General features: G+C 34.1%; 11 protein-coding genes and 1 tRNA gene. 2 read left to right on the top strand and 10 right to left on the bottom strand.

The window, feature by feature from the left end:
- Nucleotides 1-37: 37 nt before the first annotated feature.
- The 4 genes from FGM02_RS07405 to FGM02_RS07390 all read right to left on the bottom strand — a co-directional run bounded on the left by FGM02_RS07405 (nucleotide 38) and on the right by FGM02_RS07390 (nucleotide 4818).
- Nucleotides 38-1063, bottom strand: a complete 1026-nt coding sequence (locus FGM02_RS07405) for a glycosyltransferase family protein (protein WP_139957662.1) — start codon at nucleotides 1061-1063, stop codon at nucleotides 38-40.
- On the bottom strand, nucleotides 1060-1926 hold the full coding sequence (locus FGM02_RS07400; protein ID WP_208021482.1) for a UDP-2,3-diacylglucosamine diphosphatase: 867 nt from the start codon (nucleotides 1924-1926) through the stop codon (nucleotides 1060-1062). Before FGM02_RS07400 ends, FGM02_RS07405 begins: the two co-directional genes overlap by 4 nt.
- A 190-nt stretch (nucleotides 1927-2116) precedes the next feature.
- Nucleotides 2117-3172 (bottom strand): 3-isopropylmalate dehydrogenase, encoded by a 1056-nt coding sequence (gene leuB, locus FGM02_RS07395; protein ID WP_139957661.1) that lies wholly within the window; start codon nucleotides 3170-3172, stop codon nucleotides 2117-2119.
- A 119-nt stretch (nucleotides 3173-3291) separates the two neighbouring features.
- A complete protein-coding gene (locus FGM02_RS07390; protein WP_139957660.1) occupies nucleotides 3292-4818 on the bottom strand; it encodes an alpha-isopropylmalate synthase regulatory domain-containing protein in 1527 nt (508 codons plus the stop codon).
- A 350-nt stretch (nucleotides 4819-5168) separates the two neighbouring features.
- Here FGM02_RS07390 and FGM02_RS07385 point away from each other — a divergent pair, with 350 nt between their 5' ends.
- The gene (locus FGM02_RS07385) at nucleotides 5169-6404 is read left to right on the top strand and encodes a hypothetical protein (RefSeq protein WP_139957659.1); all 1236 of its coding nucleotides are present in this window, start codon (nucleotides 5169-5171) and stop codon (nucleotides 6402-6404) included.
- Nucleotides 6405-6648: 244 nt separating this feature from the next.
- On the opposite strand, the gene leuD is transcribed toward FGM02_RS07385, so the two are convergent.
- From leuD to FGM02_RS07365, 4 genes are all read right to left on the bottom strand, one after another.
- Nucleotides 6649-7248 carry a 3-isopropylmalate dehydratase small subunit gene (gene leuD / locus FGM02_RS07380; RefSeq protein WP_139957658.1) on the bottom strand — a complete coding sequence of 200 codons (600 nt, stop codon included), beginning with the start codon at nucleotides 7246-7248 and terminating at the stop codon, nucleotides 6649-6651.
- A gap of 12 nt (nucleotides 7249-7260) precedes the next feature.
- Nucleotides 7261-8667: a 3-isopropylmalate dehydratase large subunit gene (gene leuC / locus FGM02_RS07375; RefSeq protein ID WP_139957657.1), complete on the bottom strand. Its 1407-nt coding sequence runs from the start codon at nucleotides 8665-8667 to the stop codon at nucleotides 7261-7263.
- 413 nt (nucleotides 8668-9080) lie between these two features.
- On the bottom strand, nucleotides 9081-10091 hold the full coding sequence (locus FGM02_RS07370; RefSeq protein ID WP_139957656.1) for a CNNM domain-containing protein: 1011 nt from the start codon (nucleotides 10089-10091) through the stop codon (nucleotides 9081-9083).
- A gap of 235 nt (nucleotides 10092-10326) precedes the next feature.
- A tRNA-Pro gene (locus tag FGM02_RS07365) sits at nucleotides 10327-10401 on the bottom strand.
- Nucleotides 10402-10671: 270 nt separating this feature from the next.
- On the opposite strand from FGM02_RS07365, the gene trxB reads away from it, so the two are divergent.
- The gene (trxB, locus tag FGM02_RS07360; RefSeq protein ID WP_139957655.1) at nucleotides 10672-11619 is read left to right on the top strand and encodes a thioredoxin-disulfide reductase; all 948 of its coding nucleotides are present in this window, start codon (nucleotides 10672-10674) and stop codon (nucleotides 11617-11619) included.
- A 121-nt stretch (nucleotides 11620-11740) separates the two neighbouring features.
- Here the strand turns inward: trxB and FGM02_RS07355 are convergent, their stop codons facing one another.
- Both FGM02_RS07355 and FGM02_RS07350 read right to left on the bottom strand, forming a co-directional pair.
- Nucleotides 11741-12781: a T9SS type A sorting domain-containing protein gene (locus tag FGM02_RS07355; RefSeq protein ID WP_139957654.1), complete on the bottom strand. Its 1041-nt coding sequence runs from the start codon at nucleotides 12779-12781 to the stop codon at nucleotides 11741-11743.
- Nucleotides 12782-13036: 255 nt separating this feature from the next.
- Nucleotides 13037-14728, bottom strand: coding sequence for a sulfatase family protein (locus FGM02_RS07350; protein ID WP_139957653.1), 1692 nt, complete (start codon nucleotides 14726-14728; stop codon nucleotides 13037-13039).
- Between the last annotated feature and the right edge of the window lie 29 nt (nucleotides 14729-14757).

Genomic DNA, 14757 nt, shown 5'->3' with positions numbered 1-14757 from the left:
TTAGGCTTTTTTATTGTAATTAATATTGATCTTGTTTTTAAATCTCCTGAAGCAATTCGCTTGTCAATTCATTCGCTATAATATATTTCGACAATACAGCATCTACTATAAACTGAGTTCTATCAGGAAAATTCACCTTCACAACTTTATCATCATTCACCCATTTTCTAATTTTCTTCAAATGTTTTTTCTTTAATTTCGGCAATACTTTTACCCCCATTTCTTTCAAGCTAACGGCATTGTATTGCTGCTCATATTGTCCGACCATAGGAATTACTAGTAATTTCTTCTTTAAGAACAAGGCCTCAGCTGGTGTTTCAAAACCAGCACCACAAATAACACCTGCACAAGTAGCTAAAGACTCCTCAAATTTTTCGCTCGTAATCGGATTGAAATAGACGTTTTTTTTCCTGTAGGCCTTTTTACACGTCTTTGAAAACACCTGCCAATTTACCTGCTTAATTTGTGTCAGTATACCGGCTATTTTTTTATCACTATAAGAAGGCAGATATACTGTATTATGATTCCCTACAGAAGTTCTTAATTGACGAATATCTTGTCGGATAATAGGCAAATAAATGCTAGAGTCGTATTTTTTAAAATGAAAACCGAAACTTTGTAAAGCGGGAGCATAGTACTTCAAAATCAACGGACTGATGAAATCTCTGTACGTGGGTTGTGGAACTTTTTTTGAAAGCAAAGCACTTTGATGACTTAATGAAATACAATTTACCCCTCTAAGCTTGCATGCCCAGGCAGAAATAGGTTCAAAATCATTGATAACCAAATCATAATCTTGCACAGGACACTCCCGAACCTCTTTCATAAATTTCCGAATGCTATTCTTTTTTAAGGTATTAAAAAAATTAATTCCTCCCTTGGAACCAAAATAAAAACTGAGTCCGTTGTACACATATTTAACATCAAAAGGTAGTTCAACATCCGCCTGAGTACCACTAATCAACACATCTACTTCTACCCTATTTCTTAAGGCAGGTATTACATCTTTTGCTCTGCTTAAGTGACCATTACCTGTCCCTTGAATTGCATATAGTATTTTCATTTTCGCAATAAATTAAAATCGTTTAACAAGTTTTCAAACACCTCCTTTGAGGATTGATCTATAGAATCTTCTGCTTCTAGTTCGTTTTCTTTTTTACGCATGAGAAGATCTTCATCATACTGATACAGTGTCCATTTTTTTTGATTGTATTCTAAAGACGTCAAATTTTCTATCCAGTCACCTGAATTTAAATACAAAGTACTTTCTGTACCTTTTGTAAATTGTTTTATTTCAGGTTGATGAATATGACCGCACACCACATAATCATAATGATTATCAATAGCCAAATCGGTAACCAAAAACTCAAAATTATTGATGAATTTTACAGCGCCTTTCACCTTATTCTTTATTTTTTTTGAAAAAGAAACTTTTTCATATCCCAAAGAATTTCGCAGACTATTGACAGTACCATTTAATGAAATTAAAAAATCGTATCCTACCGCACCTAATTTTGCCAACCATTTTGAGTGCTGCATGGTGACATCAAAAACATCTCCATGAAAAAACCAGGCTTTTTTCCCATCCAGTTCTAAAATAACTTTATTCTTAATAGATAAAGTACCCATTTGAAAACCTTCAAACTTACGTAGCATTTCATCATGATTCCCAGTGATATAAATCACTTCAACACCTTTAGACACCCAACCAATTAGATGTTTAATGACTTTCATATGAGCTTTTGGCCAATATTTCTTTTTGAATTGCCAGATATCAATAATATCGCCATTCAACACTACTTTTTGAGGCTCAATAGATTTTAAATATCTCAGTAATTCTTTAGCATGGCATCCCGCTGTTCCTAAATGAATATCCGATAAAACCAATACTTCAACACTTCTCTTAGCTATTTTTTTCTCAGACATATATGCGTCGATAATTTTTAACAAATTAGCAAAACACATATTAACTAATTGTGTGTTAGAGATTAAACAAGTGTTAAATAAAAAAATGCTATTCATTCGTACAGAGCTCCTAAGCAGGATTGTAAAACAAAGGAAAAAAAAAGAGGCTGTCTTTTCAGACAGCCTCTTTATAAAATATATAAGTTGAATTCTAGATATTTGCAGCCAACCAATCTCCAACTTCAGAAGTTCCATAAGCTTTAGCACCATCTGCTAAATCTTCTGTTACAATACCTTCTTCTAAAGCTTGATTTACAGCATTTCTAATAGCTTTTCCTTCTTCAGCTAAACCAAAGTTTTCAAACATCATTGCAGCAGACAAAATAGTGGCCATTGGATTGGCAATATTTAATCCTGTTGCTTGTGGATAAGAACCGTGAATAGGCTCAAACAAAGCAATATCAGATCCCATAGACGCAGATGGCATTAATCCCATAGATCCAGAAATTACAGAAGCCTCATCCGTTAAAATATCTCCAAATAAGTTTTCAGTAATTAATACATCATAAGAGTTTGGCCATTGTACCAAACGCATTGCTACTGCATCCACCAATTCGTAAGAAACTTCAACTTCTGGATAATCTTTTTCCATAGCTTGTACTGTTTCTCTCCATAAACGAGACGTTTCTAAAACATTGGCTTTATCAACACAACACAGTCTTTTAGAACGTGTCATAGCTAATTCAAAACCTTTTTTAGCCAAACGTTGAACTTCTTCTCTTGTATACACACAGTTATCAAAAGCAGTTTCTCCACCGTCTCTTCTTCCTTTGTCTCCAAAGTAAATACCTCCTGTTAATTCTCTTAAGAAAACTAAATCTGTACCTTCAATACGCTCTCTTTTTAATGGAGATTTGTCTAACAAAGATGGAAAAGTAAAAGTAGGACGTACGTTTGCAAACAATCCTAATGCTTTACGCATTTTTAACAATCCTTGCTCTGGTCTTACAGGGTTGCTTGGATCGTTATCAAATCTAGGAAGTCCAATTGCTCCAAATAATACAGCATCAGAACTTGTACAAACCTCATGAGTAGAATCTGGATAAGGCTCTCCAACTGCATCAATAGCAGCTGCACCTGTTAAAGCAGGTTTCCAAGTTATTTCATGTCCAAATTTTGCTGCAATTGCATCAGAAACTTTTACAGCTTGATCAATTACTTCTGGTCCAATTCCGTCTCCGGCTAATAGAGCAATGTTTAATTTCATTTTTATTGTTTTTAAGTGATTCGGCACGTCGACAAGCGCAGTAACCGGTAATTATTATTTTCAATTAGTATACTATAACAAACTTAAATTTACACCAAAGTCTGTTGAAGCGTCAACATCTACATTTCTAAGATATTCAACATTTTTTGTGTTGCTTTTATAGCAGACACCGTTTGATCAGAATCTAAACCTCTAGTAATAAATTCTTTCTTTTTATTTTTCCAAGTAATAATGGTTTCGCACAAAGCATCAGAATTTGATCCTGGAGGAATTCTAACAGCATAATCCGTCAATGTTGGAATTGTTTTATTTGAATGATCTGCATAAACTTTTCGCAAAGCATTCATAAAGGCATCAAACTGACCGTCTCCACTGGCATTGGCCTCAAATATTTCTCCATTTATTTTTATAGAAACCGTTGTTGAAGGTTTTAATCCCTTTGCATGTGTTAATACATAACTTTCTACAACCACTGTTTCTTCTCTAGAACTACTATCCAATACATCTGAAATAATGTAAGGTAAATCTTCTTGAGTTACGAGTTCCTTTTTATCACCTAGCTCAATGATTCTCAAGGTTACTTTTTTCAAATCTTCATCATTTAACTGAAGGCCCAAATCTTGTAAGTTCTTTTGAATATTCGCTTTTCCTGATGTTTTTCCTAGAGCATATTTACGTTTTCTACCAAAACGCTCTGGCAACAAATCGTTGAAATATAAATTCTTTTTATTATCACCATCAGCATGAATACCCGCAGTTTGCGTAAACACGTTTGCTCCAACCACGGGTTTATTAACGGGAATTCTAAATCCTGAAAAATTCTCAACCAATTTACTTACTTTGTTCAAAGAAGATTCATTGACAGAAATTTCAATTTCGGGTAAAAAGTCATTGATAACCGCAATAACACTTGCCAAAGGAGCATTTCCTGCGCGCTCTCCCATGCCATTAATCGTTAAATGCAATCCGTTTACACCCGCATCAATGGCTTGCAATACATTGGCAACACTTAAGTCATAATCGTTATGTGCATGGAAATCAAAATGCATCTTTGGATACGCATCTCGTAATTCTTTTACAAAAGCAAAAGACTCTTTTGGGGTTAAAATCCCCAGTGTATCAGGCAACAAAACTCGTTTGATATCTTGCCCTGCTAAAAAATCTAAAAACTGAAATACATAGTCTGAAGAATTACGCATTCCATTAGACCAATCTTCTAAATACACATTGGTTTCAATGTCATTTTCTTTCGCTAAAGCAATGGTAGCAGCAATGTCTGTAAAGTGTTCTTCAGCTGTTTTTTTTAATTGATGTGTTAAATGATTTAAAGAACCTTTGGTCAATAAATTTTGAACTCTAGCTCCAGATTCTTTCAACCATTTGATTGATTTACCACCATCGACAAAAGTTAACACTTCAATTTTATCTAAATATTTATTTTCAGCAGCCCAAGAACTAATACTTTGAACGGCTTCTAATTCTCCTTTAGAAACTCTGGCGGATGCAACTTCAATACGATCCACTTTTAGTTCTTCCAATAATAGTTTTGCAATCGTCAACTTTTCAGAAACAGAAAATGACACCCCAGAGGTTTGTTCACCATCACGGAGCGTGGTATCCATTATTTCAATTTTTCTTTTCATCATAATATAAAAGCTGTTTTTCTCTATTAAAAGTTTAGTTACTGATATGCAATCATTTTAGAAAAAAAACACAGAGTGCAAAGATAAAAAACGTTTTACAATTATAGGAAGACCTCTCCATAAAAAACACTTTTTATTAAAACTTCAGAGATTAAAAAAAAAGCAAACAGACAATAATTTCATAAATACAAATTGCCCTATACAATAACATGTTTTACAAAAAAGCAGCCTAAACAGCTCTATTCCTTGACAAAACAACATGAATGCAAAGAAAGAGCAAATAATTGATCAATTAAAGAATAGCCAAAAGGCATATAAATCTGATATTTGTTTTATAATTAAACCAAAATTTTATGAGAGCAAGCAACTACTTTTCAGCCATTCTATTATTCTTAACGATACATATTTCATGTACAGCAGACCATGACCTTAAATACGAATCACCGACTGAAAATTTATTCACAGATTTTACAATTGACAACAATGTTCAATTTACACATACCGCTATCAACCTAAGTATTGAATCTTCAAACTACGAAACTATAGAAGTTACATTTGTAGATCAAATTGGAGTTCCATATACGCCTCCAAAAACAGAACCTGAAGATGGTGAAAGTTTGGAAGATTTAGCGAATGTATTTATTCCTAGCATCACAAAAATTGACGATTTAAACTATAGCATTTCAGGTACAAAACTTAGACCTGATGAGTTTCTTTATACTTCTTCAGTAGAATTTTTAGTACAAATAAAAGTAACTGATACTAGTGGAAAAGAACGAATAGGAGCTCGTAAAATCTATTTTCAACAAGATGACACCGAATTTATTCAATACAAATTAGACAACGAACACTCATTTATTGGAGATGAAAATAACATCAATTTCACTACAGACACCTATTCTGAAATTGCAATTACACTGATGGATGAAGAAGGAGTTCCTTCTGTACCTGGTGATGCTGACCTAGTAACATTGGAGAAAATTAATGATTTAAAATTTACTATTTCAGCAACACAACCAACTGAACAATTAATAGAAATAGCAATTACAACCGCTAGTGGAGTAGATTTAGTAGAATACCGCACCGTTCATTTTTATGCACATGGAACGGTAGACAACTATAAAACTTTAGAAGGAATTGAGTTAGGTGTAGATACAACCGAAAAACTACTATTAATACACGGGACTCCCGTTCAAGAAGATAAATTAACATCGGAAGATGGTTTAACGGAAAGATGGCAATATTTATCTGATGGAATAGGGTTTGAAGTAAACACGCAAACACAAATTATTGAAAAAATTTATTACTATTCAACTTTATACGAAGATTATCCTGCAAGTTCTCCACACCTGATTGAAGAAGGATTAAAGTATAAAATGGAAGTTATGAAAGCGAAGCATCCTGTAAACAATATTGACATAACACCTACAAATGGCACTTTACAAGAAGCTACACCTGATGGAAATGGTGGATTTAATGAAGATGGTGTTTATTATTTCGATTTTGAAAACATTGGAAGATTCATCTATACCTCTGGTAGCATTGGTGACTACAAAAATAAATTTGTCGTGCAAGTTATCATAGGATAAACAAATACAACAACTACATCTAAAAGGTCACTTACATAATTATAAGTGACCTTTTTTGGTTTTCAACAAGTATTTTCAGACACAGCAACAAATACCTTTTTTACATTCTTAGCAACATGTAAGGGCAAAGACAATCAAGATCTGAACTATACGCTTCAGTCATATTTAGAATCCCTTTTAAACACAAAAAAGCGTTTCACTTAATGTGAAACGCTTTTTAATATTTAATAAAACTAATACTTTCTTAGAAAGGACGAGTTTCTGCAAATGCTGTAATTTCTCCTTCAATATTTTTTAAGTAATCAATATCGTCAAATCCATTCAACATATTATCTTTTTTGTAGGTGTTTATTACAAAAGATTCTGATTCACCCGTAGCAACTAAAGTTACTTTCTGGCTAGGCAAATCTACTGTAATTTCCGTTTTAGGATCTGCCTCAATTGCAGCAAATAATTTATCTGCAAATTCTGCTGAAACCTGAACTGGCAATACACCAACATTCAAACAGTTATTTTTAAAGATGTCTGCAAAAGCAGAAGAAATAACACATCTCAATCCAAAATCGTATACAGACCAAGCTGCATGCTCTCTAGAAGAACCAGAACCAAAGTTTCTACCTCCTACTAAAATTTTAGATCCTGCATATTTTTCTTGATTTAAAGGAAAATCTGCTTTAGGTGTTCCATCAGCATTGTATCTCCAATCACGGAAAAAGTTAACGTCAAAATCTACACGCTCTGTTGCTTTTAAGAAACGAGCAGGAATGATTTGATCTGTATCCACATTCTCAATAGGTAATGGATAAGCTGTACTTGTTAATACTTCAAATTTATCGTAAGCCATTGTATTCTATTTTTAAGCGTTAGCGTTTAAGATTGTTCTTGGGTCAGTTACCACACCTTCTACTGCAGATGCCGCAGCAACTAAAGGAGAAGCTAATAAAGTTCTTGATCCAGGTCCTTGACGTCCTTCAAAGTTACGGTTAGAGGTAGAAACTGATAATTTTCCGGCTGGAATTTTATCATCGTTCATTGCTAAACAAGCTGAACATCCTGGCTCTCTTAATACAAATCCAGCCTCTTCAATAATCTTATCTAATCCTTCAGCTTTAATTTGATCAACTACTTTATGAGATCCTGGTACCAACCATGCTGTTACGTGATCTGCTTTTTTACGTCCTTTTACAATAGAACAGAAACCTCTAAAGTCTTCTATACGTCCGTTTGTACAAGATCCTAAGAATACAAAATCAATCTTTTTTCCAATCATAGTATCTCCTTCATGGAAATCCATATAACCTAAAGATTTTCTATAAGTATCTACACCACCTTCTACAGATTCTGCAGTAGGAATATCTTTCGTTACTCCCATTCCCATTCCTGGGTTGGTTCCGTAAGTAATCATTGGCTCAATATCTGCTGCGTCGTAATTAAACTCAACATCAAATTCAGCACCTTCATCCGTAGATAAAGTTTCCCAATAATTCATAGCTCTGTCCCAATCAGCTCCAGTTGGAGTTAAGGCACGACCAGTAATATAATCGTAGGTTTTTTGATCAGGAGCAATCATACCACCACGAGCACCCATCTCAATAGATAAGTTACAAACAGTCATACGACCTTCCATTGTCATATCTTCAAAAACATCTCCAGCATATTCTACAAAATATCCTGTCGCACCAGAAGTTGTTTGTTTTGCAATAATATACAAAGCAACATCTTTAGGAGTTACTCCCAAACCTAACTTTCCGTTTACGTTGATACGCATTGCTTTAGGCTTAGATTGCATAATACATTGCGTAGACAATACCATTTCTACTTCAGAGGTACCAATACCAAAAGCAATAGCACCAAAAGCACCATGTGTTGATGTATGAGAATCTCCACAAACGATAGTTGCTCCAGGTAATGTAATTCCATTTTCTGGTCCAACAACGTGAACAATACCATTATTTTTATCTCCTAATCCCCAATGAGAAATCCCATGGTTTTTAGCGTTTCTTTCCAAAGCATCTAATTGGTTTGCAGACAAAGCGTCTTCTACCGGTAAATGTTGATTAATTGTTGGAGTGTTATGATCTGCTGTTGCGAATGTACGCTCAGGATAAACCACACTGTTACCTCTACTTTCTAATCCTAAGAATGCTACTGGACTTGTAACTTCGTGGATAAAATGACGGTCAATAAAAAACACATCGGGTCCATCTTCTACATGACGAACAACGTGTGAATCCCATACCTTGTCAAATAATGTTTTTGCCATTTCTTTGATCTTTAAATATTTATTTTTTAATCAGCTCACAAAAATACAACTGTCCTATCGACAAATCTGTTCTTTTGTGGTTACCTCTACTATATTCAATTGAAAAAAAAAGCCCTTTATCTACCTAAAAACAAAGGTTTTACAGACAGACAGCTTACGATGTCTATTCGTTAAAAAGTTCTCTTAATTTTTCAAGTGGGTGACAAATTTACAAATTCAAACCATTTCTGCCTAAATTTAGCGACTATTACTTTTTGAAACCTGAATTTCTATGAAAAACCCAACACATTGAGCTACACGTTGAAAAATTCTTATTAAATATCTACCACACAAAAAATTCACTAAGCCACTCTAACTTAACTCCTTGTAAAACTTAGGTATTCATTGAACAAAAGTGTAAACAAAACAAATACTTATTCCTTCAATATATTTTGAATAGAGTGCTCCGATGCAAGCTGCTGCATATCTACTGTTTCATCCAATTCATCAACAATTTCTACTCTTATAATCTCTTCAATCACATCTTCTAAAGTAGCAATTCCAGTAAAAGTACCGAAGGCATCATAAATCATAGCCATGTGTACTTTTGATTTCAAAAAATGATTCATCAAATTATCTAACAACATGGTATCCTTAACTAGTATAGGCTTTCTATCTTTCAAAAGCTCTCCAACCGTTTTAGTTTCTGTAAAAAGCCCTATAAGATCTTTGGCAAACAACAAACCGATTACATTATCTTCTTTTTCTTCGTAAACAGGAATTCTAGTAAACCCCTTTGATTTTATTTCATCCAATCTAGCCTTATCTAAAACTACATTTTTTTCTAAGGAATAAAGAACCGTACGAGGAGTCATAATTTTTTCTACGGTTGCTTCCGAAAAGGATAATACACCTAATAAAATTCTTTCCTCGTCCTTATCAATATCCGAGTTTTCGTTGTTCTTATGATTTTTAATAATCTCCTTGATTTCTCTTTTACTCCAAATAGTTTGCAACTCTTCACCCAACAACTTATCCAATCCTAATGACAAGGGATACGCAATTGGATACAACAAAAAGATAAATATTTTTACTAGCCAAACTGTTTTAGCTCCTAAATTCAAAGCAAAACGCGAGAAAAATGCTTGAGGTATAATCTCTCCAAAAATTACAATTAAAACGGTAGCAATAATTCCCGCCATCAACCCGCTAGCCAATTCACCTAAAAAAATTGCAGCTGCCGAATTTACTGCAACATTTCCTATTAATAAAGTACATAAAAGTAAGTTTCCTCTTTTTCGAATAGGATAAATTTTAATCGCTCTATCATCTCCTAGCTTTGCCTTACGCTCCAACGAAGATAAATTTAGACTAAAAAAACCGATGGTGAGTCCACTAAAACAACCCGATAAAATCACCAAACCAATAACTATCAAATACTCCATTTAGCTTTTTTTAATTCTTAATTAATTCCATCACAAAAATACAATTATTAACTGCTACATATTTTAGTTAATTCTAAAACACCAAAACAAACGCTAAAACAGTGAAGTTACTACAGACTTTTAGTTCAGACAAGAAGGTAACTAATAAAGAACATCAAGAAATACCCTTTAAAGGAAAACTTTGATTACAGAAAACAAAAAAGCCTAAGAATTAAAAATTCTTAGGCTTTTTTTGTCGGGGTGGCAGGATTCGAACCTGCGACCTCCTCGTCCCAAACGAGGCGCGATGACCGGGCTACGCTACACCCCGAAGGTGTAATCTTTTTCAAAAAAATATCTCGAATGAATCGAGAGAACACTATTCAAAAACAGATAAAAAAACTATCTATTTAAGAGGTTGCAAATATACTCGATTTTATTTCTTCACCAACAAAAAACAAAAAATATTTTCTATTATTTTTTCGACTTACATATTCAGAATTACTTTTTCTTATATCAGGATTATTAATACTTATAAACAATAAGAAAAAGGATGTATTAAATAACTTATTTTTGTTTTCGAAAATAAAAAATTTGGATTATGTCAGATACTATTGAAAGAATAAAATGTCTTATTATTGGTTCAGGACCTGCTGGATACACAGCAGCAATTTATGCAGCTAGAGCAGATTTAAAACCGGTTATGTACACCGGATTACAAATGGGAGGACAATTGACAACGACTACGGAAGTTGATAATTTTCCTGGCTACCCAAATGGTACGGACGGTACTGCAATGATGGAAGATTTAAAAAATCAAGCAGAACGTTTTGGAACAGAAGTTCGTTTTGGTTTGGCTACTGAAGTAAACTTCTCAAAAGAAGTTGGTGGGATTCATAAAATCACTATTGATGGAGTTACTGCAATTGAAGCGGAAACTGTGATTATCTCTACTGGTGCCACAGCTAAATATTTAGGTTTAGAAAGTGAAGAAAAATTAAAAGGTGGTGGTGTATCTGCATGTGCTACTTGTGATGGTTTCTTTTACAAAGGACAAGATGTTGTTGTTGTAGGAGCTGGAGACACTGCTGCAGAAGAAGCTACTTACTTATCAAATATTTGTAACAAGGTAACGCTATTAGTCCGTAAGGATTATATGAGAGCTTCGAAAGCGATGCAACACAGAGTTGCTAAAACAGAAAACTTAGAAGTTTTATTCAATACTGAAATTGAAGAAGTTTTAGGTGACAATGTGGTTACAGGTGTTCGTGCGGTAAATAATCAAACCAAAGAAACGCAAGAAATTCCAGTAACAGGTGTTTTTATTGCTATTGGTCACACACCAAACACAGATATTTTTAAAGGAATATTAGATATGGACGAGGCAGGTTACCTTATTACCAAAGGGAAATCTACCAAAACAAATTTACCAGGAGTATTTGCTGCAGGTGATGTACAAGACAAAGAATACAGACAAGCGGTTACTGCTGCCGGAACAGGTTGTATGGCAGCTTTAGATGCTGAAAGATATATTGGTTCTTTAGAATAACACCAATTACAAACAAAAGAAAACCGATCTATACAACATAGATCGGTTTTTTTATTTCTTTTTTAAAATAAAAGAACACCTCATAGGTGCTCTCTTATAAATTCACTTTAACTAAACTCGTTTATTTGATAAATTTCAAAGCGCCTCTTGAAGTTGACAAAATATAGATACCTGTGTTTAAAGACTCGATACTTACTTCTGTTCCGTCAATACTTCCTGTTTGTACTACTTGTCCACTAATGTTATAAATGGAATAGCCATCTTTTAAGTATTCATTGGTAAAATGAATAGTATTACCATATACTTTTACATCATCAAGCTCAACTTCGCTTAAAGCCAAAGTTTCTGAGTCAATTGTAAATGTATCACTTACATAGCTAAAAACAAGACCATCTCCACTTCCAGTATATCCATAACCCAATACTTGAATTCGGACTCCAGTAAGCGTCTCATCCAAATCTGGAACAGTTAAAGAAACCGTAGTTGATTGAGAAGAATCACTATTTGTTACAGTAGTTGCACCGGTTGTTGCTTCAGCAATTGCACCATATCCACTAGTAAGGAATCTTACTCTAACATCCAAAACATCGGCTCTACCTGGATCTGCTTTAATCGCCGTATAATCTACACCAATTGTAAGTGTTTCTCCTTCTGTTAAATTACCACTAACACTAGTATGGTATACAGAAGAGCTTGAGCCGTTTATACTCGTAATAGAAACAGCTGTATTGATTTCAACATCATCCGCTTCAATTGTCAAACCTGTTACAGTTCCAAAAACATAAGCACTACCATTCCATGCACCTGCCTGAATTTTCCCGTCTGTTGTTCCTGGATTTATAGATGGAACCGTGATTGTCAAAGTAGTTGTCAAAGCACCGGCATCATTTGCAACCGTTGAATTAACTTGTGTACCTGCAATAACATCCCACACATCTAACATTCTTACAAATATATTATCCCCTCCACCATTATCCTGAACATTCGTATACTCAAGCACAATGCTTAATTCGGTTCCGGCCGTTAAACTTGGGTTATTGGTCTTAAAAGTTGCAGGATCTTCTCCATTAATTGTTGAAACACTAACAGATGTCTGAGCACTTACACCAACAGCAACTAGGAAAAATAAAATAGCAACTAATTTTAAAGTAATTTTTTTCATGATTCATTAAGGTTTATTTGTTAATAATTTTGGTTGAAACAAATATAAACGAAGCTGTTACTAGGAAACATGAATAACGCTAATTGTATAGTTATAATACAGTTAATTCTAAAGAAAACTAGACAAAGATTAATTACGTCGTCTAGTTTCAGAAAATTCAGGCACAATTTACTAGAATTACTAAAAAGACCCTACTTTCAAAAAAAAAGCCCAACCGAAGTTGAGCTCTCAAACAAACTAGATAATTTCTAGATATTAATGTTTCTTCTTTCGAAATTTTTGAGGATTGTTTACATACACATTAGCCTCTACCTTTTTCAAGTATTCATGAGATATTTTAATTGCTTTTTGTTTAGCCTCTTCATCATAATCCCAATATTCATCTATTACTTTATTAAATGGAATTTTAGGATTGTCTTCTCCATATTTTTTTCGAAGCGCTTTTAATTGCACTTTCAATTCAGCAATCACTTCTTTGTTTTCCGGATGCTCATAAATATTATAATCTTCTTTAGGATCTTTTTCTAAATCGTACAACTCCCATGCCGGAGGCGTTTGTGCGACACTCTCATCTATTTTCGCCCCATAAAACTGAATTAATTTATAGCGCTTTGTTCTTATCGCAATATGTCCAGGATTGTCATGACTAGCCATATGCATCCAATAATGGTAGTACGCTGCTTTTTTAGAATCTGCCGACTCTTTCCCCGTCTCCAAAATAGATTTAAAACTTTTTCCATGCATATATGCGGGTGTTGGCACACCTGCAAAATCTAACATTGTTGGTGCATAATCAATATTTTCAACAATAGCATCTATTTCCGCCGCCTTAATTGTTTTAGGATAGCGAACAATAAAAGGCATTCTCATCGACTCTTCATAAGCCCAACGTTTGTCCATATAATCATGTTCTCCTAAATAAAACCCTTGATCACCTGTGTAGATAATTACGGTATTATCATACAAATCATTTGCTTTTAAGTAATCAACCACTCGCTTCAAATTATCATCCACCCCTTTTACACATCGCAAATACGCTTTCATATAAGCTTGATAGGCATCTCCATGAATTTCAGCATCACTTTTAGACAAATCCAAATCTTTTGACCAAGCTCCAGAATTGGTGTAATTTCTTCTTGTATTCCTTCTTCCTATGGAAGTTCCAATATAGCGCTCCAATTCATTGTTATGACCTCTAGTTGCAATGGAACCATTCTCCTTTCTATCACGCATATTTGCAGGCTCAGGAATTTCAACATCCGCCAAATAATCTTTATAACGTGGTGCATATTCAAACAAATCATGCGGCGCTTTAAAGTGAAGTTTTAAGAAGAAAGGCTCATTGGGATCTCTTTTCTTTTGAAACCATTCCAATGCAGAATCTGCAACACAATCTGAAGAATGTCCTTTCATTTTAGAACCTTTTTCAATGTCAAATTTTTTCCATTTTATATGCTCCGTTCCATCACTGTCGTAAAAAACAGGATTGAAGTAAGAACCTTGACCTGGAAATACTTTATAATAATCAAAAGACTCAGGAATTTCATGCAAGTGCCACTTCCCTATAACCGCCGTTTGGTACCCCGCTTTTTTCATTTCAAGAGCTAGGTATTGTTTTTCTTTTGGCAAATGACCATCTAAGGTTGGACAGCCATTTACAGAACTACTTTGCCCAGTCATTATTGAAGCTCTACTAGGTGTACAAATTGCATTTTGACAAAAAGCATTTTTCATCAAAACACCTTCTGCTGCTAAGGCATCAATAGTAGGTGTTGGATTTAATTTTGCCAATCTTCCTCCATAAGCCCCAATGGCTTGAGAAGTATGATCGTCAGACATGATAAAGAGAATATTGGGCTTTTTTACCGTTTGTTTTGGCGCCTTTGTTTTACAAGAAACAAGACAAGTGACCGCTAATAACAGTACTATTTTTAGAGTATTTTTCATTCTTTCGTTTTTTATTCTTAGAAATAATT

The sequence above is a fragment of the Flavicella sediminum genome (assembly GCF_006381105.1).
Taxonomy (GTDB): domain Bacteria; phylum Bacteroidota; class Bacteroidia; order Flavobacteriales; family Flavobacteriaceae; genus Flavicella; species Flavicella sediminum.
The sequence above is the reverse complement of the archived record's forward strand: the minus strand, read 5'-3'. Positions and strand labels throughout refer to the sequence as shown.